The organism is Rhodanobacter umsongensis, assembly GCF_042654965.1.
Taxonomy (GTDB): Bacteria; Pseudomonadota; Gammaproteobacteria; order Xanthomonadales; family Rhodanobacteraceae; genus Rhodanobacter; species Rhodanobacter umsongensis.
The window spans coordinates 147,011-159,860 of the sequence record NZ_JBHSMK010000005.1; the positions used below are offsets into that span (position 1 = coordinate 147,011).

Consider the following 12,850-nt stretch of genomic DNA (forward strand, 5'->3'; position numbering starts at 1 on the left):
TATGCAACCACTGGTTGCTGCAGCGCGACGCTACCTAACATGCAGGGCCCATCCCGATAGCCGCCGACCGCCGATGTTGCAACCGCAACATGCGGGATATGCCACGCCGTGACATAACAGCTGCCGGAGGGCTCATTCGATGACCAGCACGATCCGTACTTCCCGGCAGCAGGCGCAACCATGTTGAGCCTGCTGCTGACCGCGGCGATGGCCGCCGCCACCGCCGCACCCACCTGGCAAGATGGCCTGGACTGGCATGGCGTGCACGTCGCCATCAGCCGCGACGCGCAGCACAACTACACGCTGGCATGGCCGTACGGCCAGCGCGCGATCGCAGCGCAGCCACTGCGTACCGACACCGCCAGCACGTTGTTCGATGGGCTGTTCGCCATGGCGCAGGACGACCTGGCGCTGGACTCGGTCGGCGGGATCCGCGACGGCGCGTTCGACCACGGCCAGCCGATTCCCTGCCCGTGCTTCGTGACCGGCCTGAAGTGGCCCTACGTGTGGACGCGCGACCTGTCCTACGCGGTCGACCTGGGCCTGTGGCGCTTCGACCCGGCACGCTCGCGCAACGGGCTGCAGTTCAAGCTGTCGGACGTGCGCGTCGCCACCGCGCCGCAGGGTTTGTACCCAATGCAGGACACCGGCTCCGGCGGCAGCTGGCCGATCAGCACCGACCGCGTGGTGTGGTTCCTCGGCGCGCGCCACCTGCTCGGGGACAAGGCCTTTGCCGGCGACGTCGACAAGGCGCTCGGCGCCACCCTGGCGCAGGATCGCCAGTACGCGTTCGACACCACGTTCGGCCTGTACCGCGGCGAGACCTCGTTCCTCGACTGGCGCGAGCAGAGCTATCCCGCGTGGACGGCGGACGAGGTGACCTTCATCGCGCAGTCCTTCGCGCTGTCCACCAACGTGCTGCACTACCAGGCGCTGCAGCTGGCCGCCGCACGGGCCGACGGGCGGCACGACGCGAAGGCGGCGGCCGGCTACCGCAGCCAGGCCGCCGCATTGAAGAGCGCGATCAACGCGCACTTCTGGCGCGCCGACCGCGGCATGTACATGAGCTACATCGGCGGCGACGGCACGCCTTACGACAGCTACGACCTGCTCGGCATCGCGCTGGCGATCGACAGCGGCGTGGCCGACGGCGAACGCGCGCGGCAGGCGCTGGCGAATTACCCGACCTGGCCCGCCGGCAGCCCGGTGATCTGGCCCGAGCGTTCCGACCAGCCGATCTACCACAACCGCGCGATCTGGCCGTTCGTCAGCGCGTACGCGTTGCGCGCCGCACGCAAGACGGAGCAGCCCGCGCGCATCGCGCACGAGATCGAGTCGGTGATGCGCGGCGCCGCACTGTACGGTTCCAACATGGAGAACTACGAGCTGCTCACCCAGGGCCAGCACGTGGACGAAGGCAAGCTCAGCGGCCCGGTGGTGAATTCGCCACGTCAGCTGTGGTCGGTGGCGGCCTATCTGGCAGTGGTCACTGAAGGCGTGTTCGGCCTCGGCGAAGACGGCCGGGTGGAACCGAAGCTGCCCACATCGCTGGTGCCGATGCTGTTCGGCCAGCGCCACGCGATCACGCTCGACCTGCACGACCGCGAGATCACCCTGCAGCTTCCGGAAAAATACACGGGCAACCTGCTCGTCGCCGAGCGCACCAGCACGCGCGGCACGGCCACCACGGTAACGCTCAAGGCGGTGCAGGTGCCGGACGCGCCGCTGCGCACCGATGCGCCGCTGTACGCGCCGGTCGCACCTGCCGCGCCGCGGCTGCGTGCCGACGGCGAGGGCTGGAAAATCACGGCCGACGGCAAGGTGCGGCTCTACCTCAACGCCCAGCTTCACGGCAGCGTCGACGGTGACGGCCATCTCGCGCAGCAACCCGGCCTCGCCTGCCTCAGCGCCACGCGCGTGGATGCGCACGGCCTGGAATCGCTGCACAGCCCCGACACCTGCGTGGGCGAAATGGCGAAGGTCGCCGGAAACTGGCCGCACTTGTGGACCGCACCGGCCAGCGGCCGCTACCGCATCGCGCTCGACTACGCGAACGGCCACGGCCCGATCAATACCGGCATCACCTCCGCGGTGAAGATGCTGGTGATCCGCTGCGCGGGCAGCGACGAGCAGCGCCTGCCGATCGTGATGCCGCACAGCGTGCGCACGCAGCCATCCACCTGGGGCCGCTTCGACGCCAAGGCGGGCGCCTCGTGCCGGTTCACCCTCGACGACGGATTCAACATGAGCTACCTCGGCCACTTCGCCCACTACACCGGCGGCAGCGGCGGCAGCGAGGGCGCCTTGAACCAGCCCGACGTGCACGCTTTGCTGATCGCCCCGCTCGCCACCGGCCACGCCACACCATGAAGGACGGCACCCTCTTGAACAACAAACCGGCGCTGTCGTTCTGGCAGATATGGAACATGTGCTTCGGCTTCCTCGGCCTGCAGTTCGGCTTCGCGTTGCAGAACGCGAACGTCAGCCGGATCTTCCAGACCCTGGGCGCCGACGTGAACGACATCCCGGCGCTGTGGATCGCCGCGCCGCTGACCGGGCTGATCGTGCAACCGATCATCGGCCATTTCTCCGACCGCACCTGGAACCGGCTGGGCCGGCGTCGGCCGTACTTCCTGGTCGGCGCGGTGCTCGCCTCGCTGGCCTTGCTGTGGATGCCGAACGCACCGGTGCTGTGGATGGCGGCCGGCCTGCTGTGGATCCTGGACGCATCGATCAACGTGTCGATGGAGCCGTTCCGCGCCTTCGTCGGCGACCAGCTGCCGACGCAGCAACGGCCGGGCGGCTACGCCATGCAGAGCTTCTTCATCGGTGTCGGTGCGGTGGTGGCGTCGGCACTGCCGTGGATCCTGGCGCAGTTCGGCGTGGCCAACGTGGCCGCGAACAGCGGCATCCCCGACACGGTGAAGTACGCGTTCTATGCCGGCGGCGCGGTGCTGCTGGGCGCGGTGTTGTGGACGATCCTGCGCACGCGCGAATACCCGCCCGCCCAGCTGAAATCGTTCACCGACAACGTGGCCGCGCAGCCGGCGGTGGATGCCTCGCGCGCCTGGCGGATGGGCCTGGTTCTGCTGGTGGTCGGCGCACTCGTGCTGTTTGCGATCGGTCACTTCGCACTGGAGAAAGAGGTCTACGTGCTGGCCGGCGGCCTGATCGTGTTCGGCCTGCTGTTCGTCTGGCTCAGCTTCGCCCGCGCTCAAGGCATGCTGCGCGAGGTGATGGCCGACCTCTACGGCATGCCCACCTCGATGCGGCGGCTCGCCTGGGTGCAGCTGTTCTCCTGGTTCGCGTTGTTCGCGATGTGGATCTACACCACTTCGGGCGTCACCGAGACGATCTACGGCACCACCGACGTCGGTTCGGCGCTCTACAACGAAGGCGCCAACTGGGTGGGCGTGCTGTTCGCCGCGTACAACGGTTTCGCCGCGCTGGCTGCGGTGGTGATCCCGTTGATGGTGCGCCGCTGGGGACTGCGCATCAGCCATCTGGTCAACCTGTGCCTGGGCGGCGCCGGGCTGTTGTCCTTCCTGTATATCCGCGACCCGCGGTGGCTGCTCGCCTCGATGGTCGGCGTGGGCTTTGCGTGGGCCTCGATCCTGTCGCTGCCTTACGCGCTGCTGTCGGACAACCTGCCGGCGGCGAAGATGGGCGTCTATATGGGCATCTTCAATTTCTTCATCGTGATTCCGCAGCTGCTCGCCGCCAGCGTGCTCGGCCTGCTGCTGCGGCTGTGCTTCCACAACCAGCCGATCTGGGCGCTGGCGCTGGGTGGCGTCTGCCTGCTGGTCGCCGGACTGTTCACCCTGCGCGTGCGCGAGCCGGCCTACGCGCCGCCCGCAGCGCTGGCCGCCGGAACCCCGACATGATCAAGAGGATGACCCTGCTGGCCGGCGCGCTGACGCTGGCCTGTGGCTGCGCGCAGGCAGCCAGGATCGCCACACCGGAATTCTTCGGCACCGATGCGCCGTTCGCCTCGAACGCGATCTACTTCGTGATGACCGACCGCTTCGTCAACGGCGATCCGTCGAACGACCAGCGCGGCCAGGGCGGCGTCCACCGCACCTTCGACATCCCGGTGCCCGGCGCGCCGAAGGGCGAGAGCGCGAACATCGGCTACCTCGGCGGCGACTTCAAGGGCGTGCTGGACAACGCCGGCTACATCCGCGGCATGGGCTTCGGCGCGGTGTGGATCACCCCGATCGTGGACAACCCGAACGAGGCGTTCACCGGCGGCGACCCGGTGAACTGGGGCTCGAAGTTCACCGACCGCGGCAAGACCGGCTTCCACGGCTACTGGGGCGTCAACTTCTACAAGCTCGACGAACACCTGCCCAGCAAGGGACTCGACTTCGCCCAGTTCACCAGGAAGATGCGCGCGCACGGCCTGAAGACCGTGCTCGACATCGTGGCCAACCACGGCTCGCCCGCCTTCACGATGCCCAAGGCGCAGCCGATGTTCGGCCAGATCTACGACAAGGACGGCAAGCTGATCGCCGACCAGCAGAACCTGCCGCCGTACCGGCTCGACCCGGTGCGCAACCCGCTGCACCGCTTCTATCACGCCTACGACGACCTGGTGCAGTTGTCCAACAACGACGACCAGAACCCGGCCGTGCTCGACTACTTCGTCGGTGCCTACAGCCAGTGGGCCGACCAGGGCGCCGACGCGTTCCGCATCGACACCATCAGCCACATGCCCACCGCATTCTGGAAGCAATTCGCCGCGCGCATCCGCGCAAAGCATCCCGGCTTCTTCATGTTCGGCGAGGCATTCGACTACAGCCCCGACAACATCGGCCAGTACACCTGGCCACAGAACGGCGGCATCAGCGTGCTCGACTTCCCGCTGCGCGGTCGCATCGCCGAGGTGTTCGAGCACCCCGGCAGCGACTACGCGAAACTGCTCGACCGCCTGTACCTCACCAACGGTCCGTACGCGAACCCGTACGAGCTGGTCACCTTCTACGACAACCACGACATGGCCCGCCTCGACGCCAGCGACAACGGCTTCATCGACGCCAACAACTGGCTGTTCACCGCGCGCGGCATCCCCGCGATCTACTACGGCTCGGAAACCGGCTTCGAACGCGGCAAGGCCGAACACCAGGGCAACCGCAACTACTACGGCCAACAGCGCATCGACGCGGCATCGAACAGCCCGATCTATCGCCGGCTCAAACGCATCGCCCAGTTGCGCGAGAACACCCCCGCCCTGCAACGCGGCCTGATGCTGCCGATCCGTTTCACCGGCAACCAGGCCGCGTTCTATCGCGTGTATCAGAAGGGCGACGTGCACCAGATCGCGCTGGTGCTGCTCAACAAGGGCGACGCCACTGTGCAGTTCGACGTTAGCGATTATCTGCAGGCCGGTCGCTGGACGTCGGCTTTCAGCGGCGCTGCGATCAATGTGTCCGGAGGCGGCAGCCTGCACGCCAACGTCGCCGCGCACGACGTGCTGGTCTACCTGCTGGATGCGGTGGCGAAGCGTGCGGACTTGGTCGCGGAGCTGACACGGCTGACGGATGAACGGGGGCATCCAGAACGCTGAAACCGTGCATATGCTGCGAAACGAGGTGATAAGCGATATGACCCCACGTGCTGAAATAAGCAAACGAAGGATTTGCCGCCTCCCGAGCACCAGTCATGGCGCAACACACTGACCGAACGAGAATATTTGCAGTTGACGCAGGGCCACCAGACGACCCACCATCCGTGCTTATACCCCGATGTGGGTTCTAATAAGCGTTAGGCGTCATATGGTCATAACAGATAGTGGCATCGTGAACAGCATTGGCCTGTGCATGGACATCGCAGGTGCACTTTCGATATGGAAATTTGGCCTGCCTGAGCAGATTAGCCGCGAGGGCCACCAGTTCATCGTAATTGAAGAAAAAGACGGTGCCGAGGCTGCCAAGGCCAAACGCTACGATAAATTTGCGCGAGTCGGGATTAGCCTCTTAGTTCTTGGGTTTCTCTTGCAGCTTGTAAGTGATTTCATCTAGCAAGGTCTGCCCAAGGCCTAACAATTCGTTCAAGGCGGACGGCTGCGCCGCCGCTTAACTCCAGCGTTAGAGGGCAAATGGAAGGATCAGTCGCCAATGAGGTAATCGAGCAACGCCTAGCAGAGGCATTGCTCGTTGAGCCGCTCTCCAGCGAGTTGGCTACGCGTTCCTTAGAGTTGTCACTCACCTACTGTCAGCCAACGGCCAACACGGCTCTGTGCCTAGATATAGACGGCTCATCGGCTACTGGCCGTCTGACTTGGTGGTCTGATGGCAATGTATATCTCGAAGCTCTGCGGCTTTTGGACGGGTCGTCATTGCTCAGCGCTCACCTAGTCGCCTCATCATCCGAGCAAGCCCTCGGCATGCTTAAAGTGCTTATGGCCGTAGTTGGGGGTTTGTCCTCTAACAGTTCGTTCGAGGCGGACGGCTCCGCCGCCGCTCAACTCAAGCGTTAGGCACTTATCACATGCGCAATTCGGGAAGGTTCGGGAAATTCTACTTGTGGGGCGCTCCGCTCACGGGCGCTCTCTTAACGGCAACCTTTCTAGTCATCCGAATGTCTTGGAGCGACGATGTCAGCGGTAATTTCGTGCCCGCATTCGCTACTTGGTTCTTAGTACGGCTTGTCATTGGCTATGCGCTGGCTCTCCCTCTTCTGCTGCTCGCTCACCGTCTTGGCGTACGGAACATTGGCGGTTTTGCAGCAATTTCCGCGTTGGCGGCCGTTCCCTACGAGTGGTATGTTTCCAATCCCATGAATGCTTGGCATCCGACTGAGGCACAAGTAGATCATGATATTTACTGGGCGTCTTTCATAGTCTCAATTATTTTGGCATCAAGCACTGGTATTTGCTTTTCACGTGGCGCATTGCCAACAAAACGTGCCTAACCAGTCGTTCAAGGCGGACGGCTTCGCCGCCGCTTAACTCCAGCGTTAGGCACACATTGGAGAGCATCGAATCTATGGAGATCGTCAGTTACGTCATGCTCGCTATGACCTTGGCCAATGCTTTCGTACTCCTTTTCTTGCAGGTCGCTGCATATCGCCAGCATCATCACCGGAGCTTTCTTCTCCTAACCCTTTCCACGCTAACGGCGCTACTGTCGCTTAGTGCGTTGCTGGTTCCCCGCTTCATACCCGCGGCACAAGCTTTCTACCTTAGCTTTTTCATCGCAAGCGCAGCTTTCTATTTTGTCTATGCTGCGCTTGGTATTTGGGGTGTTGCTTCTCTGTTTCGCTCATACGGTGCTTTGCGGCAGGGTGCCTAACCCATCATTCAGGCGGACGGCTTCGCCGCCGCTTAACTCAAGCGTTAGAGGTCAGATGGATGATTGCGCTCTTCGCTATAAAGCCTGCCAGCCAACTATCAGCGTGAGGCACATACGATGACCATGGCGACTGTGATCATTTTAGTTCTAGCGCTTTATCTACTTCAGATATTCCTGCAGGAAACATCTCGGTTCGGCTTCAATGTCTCCGGCATCGTTGGCAACCGCGACAACCCGCCAGAGCTTTCTGTTGTTGCGGGGCGGCTGGATCGGGCAAAGAACAACCTGTCGGAGTCTTTGCCAATATTTGTTGCCTTAGCCCTACTGGCGTTGATTAAAGATGGCGATATGGGCAAAGAGGTCCCTGCGGCGCTGGTCTTTTTCATTGCGCGCCTGCTCTATGTGCCAGCGTACGTAAGTGGAATCCCGATGCTCCGGTCACTTATCTGGCTGGTAGGTGTTGGTAGTCTCGTAATGATGGCCTTGCCACTAATAGGGCTTGACCTCTAACAATTCATTCAAGCCGAAGCCACTTCGCGGCTCGGCTTAATTCAGGCGTTAGATCCCATGGCCAACACTGTCGAATGCCATGCACACGGAGAGCAGGACGAAACCTTCGTTTGCCAACATCTTGTCGACGCCCTCCGCACGGGCGAGAAGGTCGGGTTCTTTTGGTCGGATGGTCCGCGAGGCGATGCTTGGTGCTCCACGTGTGAGGAGGTTCGCCTTCGCGAGGGTGGTTCGACCGGCGATTGGAACGAGCGTTCCGAGGCGTCTGCAGGCATCGAACTTCTGTGCGGCGCGTGTTATGACCGGTTGCGTGCGCAGCATGGCATCTAACATTTCATTCGAGGCGGACGGCTGCGCCGCCGCTTAACTCCAGCGTTATGCAGCAGCAAAGAGAGTTCCGCGGTTTGCTTATGATGAACAAGGCGTTCCATAAGCGCTCTCTTTCCCCACTCAACCGGCCTAATCATGGATCAACAGCGGCGCATCACAATCAATGGACAACTCATCGACGACAGTCCTCTGACGGACCTCTCGCTGATCAACTACGGACATTTTAGTTCTATGCAGGTCCGCGATGGCTGTGTGCGCGGCCTGTCGCTCCACCTCGAACGCTTGGACCGCAGCACCAAAGAGCTGTTCGGAGTTTCGCTGTCGCATGAACGTGTGAGGGAAGCTGTCCGTACCGCACTGGCCGGTGAGCGCACACCTGTATCGCTACGTATCAATGTGTTCTCGCGCGCATTCGATGCGACTTGTCCCGAGCGTCCAGCTTCTGCGGATCTTATGATCAGCATTCAGCCGGCCGTTGAGCCCTCCATGGAGCCCCTACGGCTGCGTTCCGTTCAATACCAGCGCGACTTACCTCATATAAAGCATGTTGCGACGATGGGTTTATTCAATCACCGTCGCTTAGCCCGCTTGGCTGGTTTCGACGATGCCGTGTTCGTAGATGATGTTGGGCGTGTGTCGGAGGCATCTATCTGGAATATTGCCTTCGACGACGGCGAAAGCATCGTCTGGCCGCAGGCGCCGATGCTGCCTGGCATCACCTTGCAACTGATGCAAATCGCGTCACAAAGGGCCGGTATCTCAAGCGTAGCTCGTGAAGTTCAGCTGAGTGAACTCTCCGAATTTCGTGGAGCATTTCTAATGCACTCCGCTGATATCGCGCGCCCGGTGGCCAGCATTGATGATCACGAATTCACAGTGGATGAGCAGCGCGTTTCGCAACTGCGAGCAGCCTACGCCATGCATCCATGGGAGCCGATCTGATGCTTCCGGTCACAAGCCACAGCCGGGGAACTTATCGGTTGCAGCTGCATAACAATTCGTTCAAGCGGACGCGCGAAAACCGCGCGCCGCTTAACTCAAGCGTTAGGCGCACACATATATGAGCTTTTTCGCAAACGACTTGATGGGCGCTTCGATCATCGCTCCCAGTACCAGGCAGATGTCGGCTCTGCTGCACTCTCTGGCCTCGGCGGACAATGAGCACCCCGATGTTTCGCTCGGCCATGAATCAGGCTGGTGCATTAGCGCGTTCTCGTCGGGTCTGACAGTATTTGAAAATGTCGAGACTGGCGAGGGGCCAATGCACATGCGTGGCGTAGCGCCGGAAAGAGTTCTCGAGCTTTGGTCCATGCTCGCAGCGGGAGACATCTCCGGTCTCGACGGGCTGGCCTGGACTCCTGGCTACGGCACTTAACTATTCAATCAGGGGGAAGCATAGTCGTACCGAGTATGGCTCCCCTTATCTCAGGCGTTGGACGGCGGGAGAAGCAAAGCGCATGGAGAAGAGAACTGCCTCCTGCTACTGCGGTCAGTTGAGCGTAGAGGTTCAGGGCGAACCTCAGGGTGTAGGTGTCTGCCATTGCCTGGCATGTCAGCGCCGAACCGGCAGCGTATTCGCTGCGCTTGCGGGCTTCCTGGCGCCGTACAAGGTAACCGGTATCGCCACAGAGTTCGTTCGCACCGGCGATCAAGGAGCAAAGTTCAGATTTCGGTTTTGTTCGGTCTGCGGCTCAACGGTGTTTCACACCGAAGAAGGAAATGAGAGCAAATGGGTCGCGGTAGCCGTTGGCGCGTTCGCCGACCCAAGCTTTCCGCCACCACAGGATTCCGTGTACGACTGTCGCCGTCACCCTTGGGTGCAGCTGCCGCAAGGCGTGGTGGTGTATGAGAAGGACCCAACGTGAGTTTCCGGTCAGGTCTGGCCTTCGAGGCATAGCGCCGCCCAACATTCCGTTCAAGGCGGACGGCTTCGCCGCCGCTCAACTCCAGCGTTAGGTGCCGGGTGAAACGATGTCGTCATTGAGTAATCCACATACGTTTCGGGGCGGCTGTCATTGCGGCCAGGTTCGCGTGGCGTTTTCAACTGCACTGGACCCGGTGAGAATCATTCCTCGAGCCTGCGACTGCTCGTTTTGCCAAAAGCACGCTGCCGCATACGTTTCAGATCCGGCCGGGCAACTGTCCGTAACGACGCAGAGCTCAGATGCGTTGCGGCGGTATCAGCAGGGATCGAATACCGCTGAATTCCTGCTCTGCCATCGATGCGGCGTGCTGGTCGCAGTCGTTTTTGAGCACGACGCTCGCGTTTACGGAGCTGTTAACGCACGATCCCTGGAGAAAGCTGCTGCCTTTGGGAGTCCGCTCCAGGCTTCTGCGCAACTCCTGGCTCCGGGTGAAAAAGTTGCGAGGTGGCTGCAACTGTGGGTTCCGGATGTTGAGTTTGTCACGCCCGGCACCTAACAAATCATTCAAGCCGAAGCCGCTTCGCAGCTCGGCTCAATTCAGGCGTTAGGCGGCACAACCCTTACCGGCGCATTCCTGTGAACTACGAACAGCCATCCCCTTCACTTCACGGCTCCTGCCACTGCGGCTCGGTCCGCCTTGCGCTTCCGGCGGCGCCCGAGACGGCGACGAGTTGCAACTGCTCGCTATGTCGGCGCACGGGAGGCATATGGGCTTACTACGAACTTGGCACGGTCTCTATCCAAGGCCACCCCGAGAACACCGAAAGTTACATCTGGGGCGATCGAACCCTGATGAACTTTCGGTGCAAGACCTGCGGGATCGTCACCCACTGGGAGCCGCTTGAATCCGCGCCCGGCGCTCGACATGGAGTGAACCTGCGGAACTTTGAACCCGGGCTTTTGGAGTCGGTCGTCGTCAGACGTTTCGATGGGGCAGAAACCTGGAAATTCCTAGATTGAGCACTTATCGCTTCTTGCATCCGGCGCTCGGAAATTCACATTCGTCCCAGCCGACGCCGCTTCGCGGCGCGGCTTAACTCAGGCCCAGGCCGCAGATGACACATCTCGAACATGCCGCTCTTTGGGTCGACGACCTCGAAAAGATCTCCGCCTTCTATGGGAAGTATCTTGGCGCAGCAATTGGCCAGCTCTATGAAAACCCCGGAAAGGGATTCTCATCTCGCTTCGCCACCTTCGAAACCGGAGCGCGCCTCGAGATTATGACGACTTCGACCTTGAGCCTGGAGCGATTGGCCCCTGGCGTTCAGCGACATGGCCTCACCCACCTTGCCTTCTCGCTTGGTTCCGAAACAGCGGTTGATGAGCTCACCGCGCGCCTAAGCTCTGATGGCTACACTGTCATTGACGGCCCCAGATTGACTGGCGACGGCTACTACGAAAGTGTTGCTCTCGATCCGGAAGGCAATCGCATTGAGTTGACGACTTGAACTGCCTGCGGTCCAACCATCCATTCAAGCCGACGCCGCTTCGCGGCGCGGCTTAATCCAGGCGTTAGGCCCCATGGAAGGCATCAGCCACATCACCTTTATCGTCCGAGACCTCGAGCGCATGGCCACCTTTTTGTGCCAGGGGCTCGGGGCGCACGAGATCTATGACAGTGCCGGCCAAAACAACTCGCTGTCGCGGGAAAAGTTCTTTCTGCTCGGTGGCGTATGGATCGCGGCCATGGAAGGCGCGCCCCCCGCTCAACGGTCTTACCAGCATGTCGCGTTCTCCGTGAGTGACACCGACCTGCCCCGATACCAAGCCAACCTTCAAGCGCTCGGCGTGGAGATTCGGCCGCCCCGCAGCCGCGTTGAGGGAGAAGGCCAGTCCCTGTACTTCTACGACTTCGACAACCATCTATTTGAGCTGCACACTGGCACCCTGGAGCAGCGTCTGGCGCGGTACAGGTCACTGGCTGGGCGCTGACGATACTCCGGCGTCGGATCGCATAGAGGGGTTCTGGTATGCAGACACACAAAGGCTCATGCCATTGCAAGCGCGTTTCCTTTGAATTTGACGGTGGCGTTGGCGCGGCCATCGAGTGCAATTGCTCGATCTGTCGCATGAAGGGCGCCATTTGGTACGGCACTGATGATGCTCACTTCCGCATTCTGTCGGGCGTGGATGATCTGGCGCTCTATCAATTCGGCACCATGACAGCCAAGCACTATTCCTGCAAAAGCTGTGGTGTAAGCCCTTTCAGCCGCCCCAGAATCGCCCCGGCCATGTGGGTCGTGAACTTGCGCTGCGTCGATGGCATCGAGCTATCCGGTTTGGAGATACAGCTTTTCGACGGGCACCACTGGGAAGCCGCCGCCCAGAAGCTTCTGCAGGCACGCGCTTCCGGTGCGGTGTGACGCGTTTTCCGCAGCTCACGCGGCCTGACCAAAGAGCGTCCACTTTTGCGCAGGAACTTTCCGGCTCCGCCCCAGAAGCGGACCGGCAGCATGTTGGGCGCTCAGGCCGGATTCCCCGCCGACGCTGTGGCAGTTGATGGCCGGAGCGCGGAGTACGTGCGCGTCGGCGATGAGGATGGCACGGCTCGCTTTCACTTCTGTTCCGAGTGTGGCTTCGCGGTCTTCTATCGGCTGGATGCCATGCCCGACGTCGTGGCCGTTCCCGTCGGCGCCTTCGCAGATCCGGATTTTCCGCAACCGCGCCTTTCGGTATATAGAAAGGCAGCATCGTTGGGTACGTCTTCCGGACGACATTGAGCTCCTTGATTGACCGGCCCGTCACCCTTCCCATGGCGCCTGACATTGCCGCAGGCGCAAAGCACAAGGAGAT

16 protein-coding genes are annotated in these 12,850 nt (G+C 61.5%); all 16 read left to right on the forward strand.

Features of this window, described 5'->3' with window-relative positions:
- Positions 1 to 180 precede the first annotated feature (180 nt).
- The 16 genes from ACFPME_RS09870 to ACFPME_RS09930 all read left to right on the forward strand — a co-directional run bounded on the left by ACFPME_RS09870 (position 181) and on the right by ACFPME_RS09930 (position 12,777).
- Positions 181 to 2,370 (forward strand): glucosidase family protein, encoded by a 2,190-nt coding sequence (locus ACFPME_RS09870; protein ID WP_377304696.1) that lies wholly within the window; start codon positions 181 to 183, stop codon positions 2,368 to 2,370.
- The gene (locus ACFPME_RS09875) at positions 2,367 to 3,884 is read left to right on the forward strand and encodes an MFS transporter (protein WP_377304698.1); all 1,518 of its coding nucleotides are present in this window, start codon (positions 2,367 to 2,369) and stop codon (positions 3,882 to 3,884) included. The genes ACFPME_RS09870 and ACFPME_RS09875 overlap by 4 nt, the downstream gene beginning before the upstream one ends.
- On the forward strand, positions 3,881 to 5,566 hold the full coding sequence (locus tag ACFPME_RS09880; RefSeq protein ID WP_377304701.1) for an alpha-amylase family glycosyl hydrolase: 1,686 nt from the start codon (positions 3,881 to 3,883) through the stop codon (positions 5,564 to 5,566). The genes ACFPME_RS09875 and ACFPME_RS09880 overlap by 4 nt, the downstream gene beginning before the upstream one ends.
- A gap of 232 nt (positions 5,567 to 5,798) precedes the next feature.
- The gene (locus ACFPME_RS09885; RefSeq protein WP_377304703.1) at positions 5,799 to 6,020 is read left to right on the forward strand and encodes a hypothetical protein; all 222 of its coding nucleotides are present in this window, start codon (positions 5,799 to 5,801) and stop codon (positions 6,018 to 6,020) included.
- 77 nt (positions 6,021 to 6,097) lie between these two features.
- Positions 6,098 to 6,478 carry an immunity protein TriTu family protein gene (locus ACFPME_RS17645; RefSeq protein ID WP_465269170.1) on the forward strand — a complete coding sequence of 127 codons (381 nt, stop codon included), beginning with the start codon at positions 6,098 to 6,100 and terminating at the stop codon, positions 6,476 to 6,478.
- A 508-nt stretch (positions 6,479 to 6,986) separates the two neighbouring features.
- The gene (locus ACFPME_RS09890; protein WP_377304705.1) at positions 6,987 to 7,292 is read left to right on the forward strand and encodes a hypothetical protein; all 306 of its coding nucleotides are present in this window, start codon (positions 6,987 to 6,989) and stop codon (positions 7,290 to 7,292) included.
- 117 nt (positions 7,293 to 7,409) lie between these two features.
- Positions 7,410 to 7,802 carry an MAPEG family protein gene (locus ACFPME_RS09895; RefSeq protein ID WP_377304707.1) on the forward strand — a complete coding sequence of 131 codons (393 nt, stop codon included), beginning with the start codon at positions 7,410 to 7,412 and terminating at the stop codon, positions 7,800 to 7,802.
- Positions 7,803 to 8,267: 465 nt separating this feature from the next.
- Entirely contained in the window at positions 8,268 to 9,074 is an 807-nt protein-coding gene (locus tag ACFPME_RS09900) for an aminotransferase class IV family protein (protein ID WP_377304709.1), read from the forward strand.
- 118 nt (positions 9,075 to 9,192) lie between these two features.
- On the forward strand, positions 9,193 to 9,507 hold the full coding sequence (locus ACFPME_RS09905; RefSeq protein ID WP_377304711.1) for a hypothetical protein: 315 nt from the start codon (positions 9,193 to 9,195) through the stop codon (positions 9,505 to 9,507).
- An 82-nt stretch (positions 9,508 to 9,589) separates the two neighbouring features.
- Positions 9,590 to 9,997, forward strand: coding sequence for a GFA family protein (locus ACFPME_RS09910; RefSeq protein ID WP_377304713.1), 408 nt, complete (start codon positions 9,590 to 9,592; stop codon positions 9,995 to 9,997).
- Between the two features lie 106 nt (positions 9,998 to 10,103).
- Entirely contained in the window at positions 10,104 to 10,553 is a 450-nt protein-coding gene (locus tag ACFPME_RS17650; RefSeq protein WP_465269171.1) for a GFA family protein, read from the forward strand.
- Between the two features lie 80 nt (positions 10,554 to 10,633).
- On the forward strand, positions 10,634 to 11,017 hold the full coding sequence (locus tag ACFPME_RS17655) for a GFA family protein (protein WP_465269172.1): 384 nt from the start codon (positions 10,634 to 10,636) through the stop codon (positions 11,015 to 11,017).
- A gap of 95 nt (positions 11,018 to 11,112) precedes the next feature.
- Positions 11,113 to 11,505, forward strand: a complete 393-nt coding sequence (locus ACFPME_RS09915; protein ID WP_377304715.1) for a VOC family protein — start codon at positions 11,113 to 11,115, stop codon at positions 11,503 to 11,505.
- A 73-nt stretch (positions 11,506 to 11,578) separates the two neighbouring features.
- Positions 11,579 to 11,989, forward strand: a complete 411-nt coding sequence (fosX, locus tag ACFPME_RS09920) for a FosX/FosE/FosI family fosfomycin resistance hydrolase (protein ID WP_377304717.1) — start codon at positions 11,579 to 11,581, stop codon at positions 11,987 to 11,989.
- 38 nt (positions 11,990 to 12,027) lie between these two features.
- Positions 12,028 to 12,420 (forward strand): GFA family protein, encoded by a 393-nt coding sequence (locus tag ACFPME_RS09925; RefSeq protein ID WP_377304719.1) that lies wholly within the window; start codon positions 12,028 to 12,030, stop codon positions 12,418 to 12,420.
- A gap of 90 nt (positions 12,421 to 12,510) precedes the next feature.
- Complete coding sequence (locus ACFPME_RS09930; protein WP_377304721.1) at positions 12,511 to 12,777, forward strand: GFA family protein; 267 nt, start codon at positions 12,511 to 12,513, stop codon at positions 12,775 to 12,777.
- Positions 12,778 to 12,850: the final 73 nt, after the last annotated feature.

Excerpts from the sequence above, each read along its gene's own strand:
- ACFPME_RS09870 (WP_377304696.1), top strand. The coding sequence starts at position 181 with ATGTTGAGCCTGCTGCTGACCGCGGCGATGGCCGCCGCCACCGCCGCA.
- ACFPME_RS09875 (WP_377304698.1), top strand. The coding sequence starts at position 2,367 with ATGAAGGACGGCACCCTCTTGAACAACAAACCGGCGCTGTCGTTCTGG.
- ACFPME_RS09880 (WP_377304701.1), top strand. The coding sequence starts at position 3,881 with ATGATCAAGAGGATGACCCTGCTGGCCGGCGCGCTGACGCTGGCCTGT.
- ACFPME_RS17645 (WP_465269170.1), top strand. The coding sequence starts at position 6,098 with ATGGAAGGATCAGTCGCCAATGAGGTAATCGAGCAACGCCTAGCAGAG.
- ACFPME_RS09890 (WP_377304705.1), top strand. The coding sequence starts at position 6,987 with ATGGAGATCGTCAGTTACGTCATGCTCGCTATGACCTTGGCCAATGCT.
- ACFPME_RS09895 (WP_377304707.1), top strand. The coding sequence starts at position 7,410 with ATGACCATGGCGACTGTGATCATTTTAGTTCTAGCGCTTTATCTACTT.
- ACFPME_RS09900 (WP_377304709.1), top strand. The coding sequence starts at position 8,268 with ATGGATCAACAGCGGCGCATCACAATCAATGGACAACTCATCGACGAC.
- ACFPME_RS09905 (WP_377304711.1), top strand. The coding sequence starts at position 9,193 with ATGAGCTTTTTCGCAAACGACTTGATGGGCGCTTCGATCATCGCTCCC.
- ACFPME_RS09910 (WP_377304713.1), top strand. The coding sequence starts at position 9,590 with ATGGAGAAGAGAACTGCCTCCTGCTACTGCGGTCAGTTGAGCGTAGAG.
- ACFPME_RS17650 (WP_465269171.1), top strand. The coding sequence starts at position 10,104 with ATGTCGTCATTGAGTAATCCACATACGTTTCGGGGCGGCTGTCATTGC.
- ACFPME_RS09915 (WP_377304715.1), top strand. The coding sequence starts at position 11,113 with ATGACACATCTCGAACATGCCGCTCTTTGGGTCGACGACCTCGAAAAG.
- fosX (WP_377304717.1), top strand. The coding sequence starts at position 11,579 with ATGGAAGGCATCAGCCACATCACCTTTATCGTCCGAGACCTCGAGCGC.
- ACFPME_RS09925 (WP_377304719.1), top strand. The coding sequence starts at position 12,028 with ATGCAGACACACAAAGGCTCATGCCATTGCAAGCGCGTTTCCTTTGAA.
- ACFPME_RS09930 (WP_377304721.1), top strand. The coding sequence starts at position 12,511 with ATGTTGGGCGCTCAGGCCGGATTCCCCGCCGACGCTGTGGCAGTTGAT.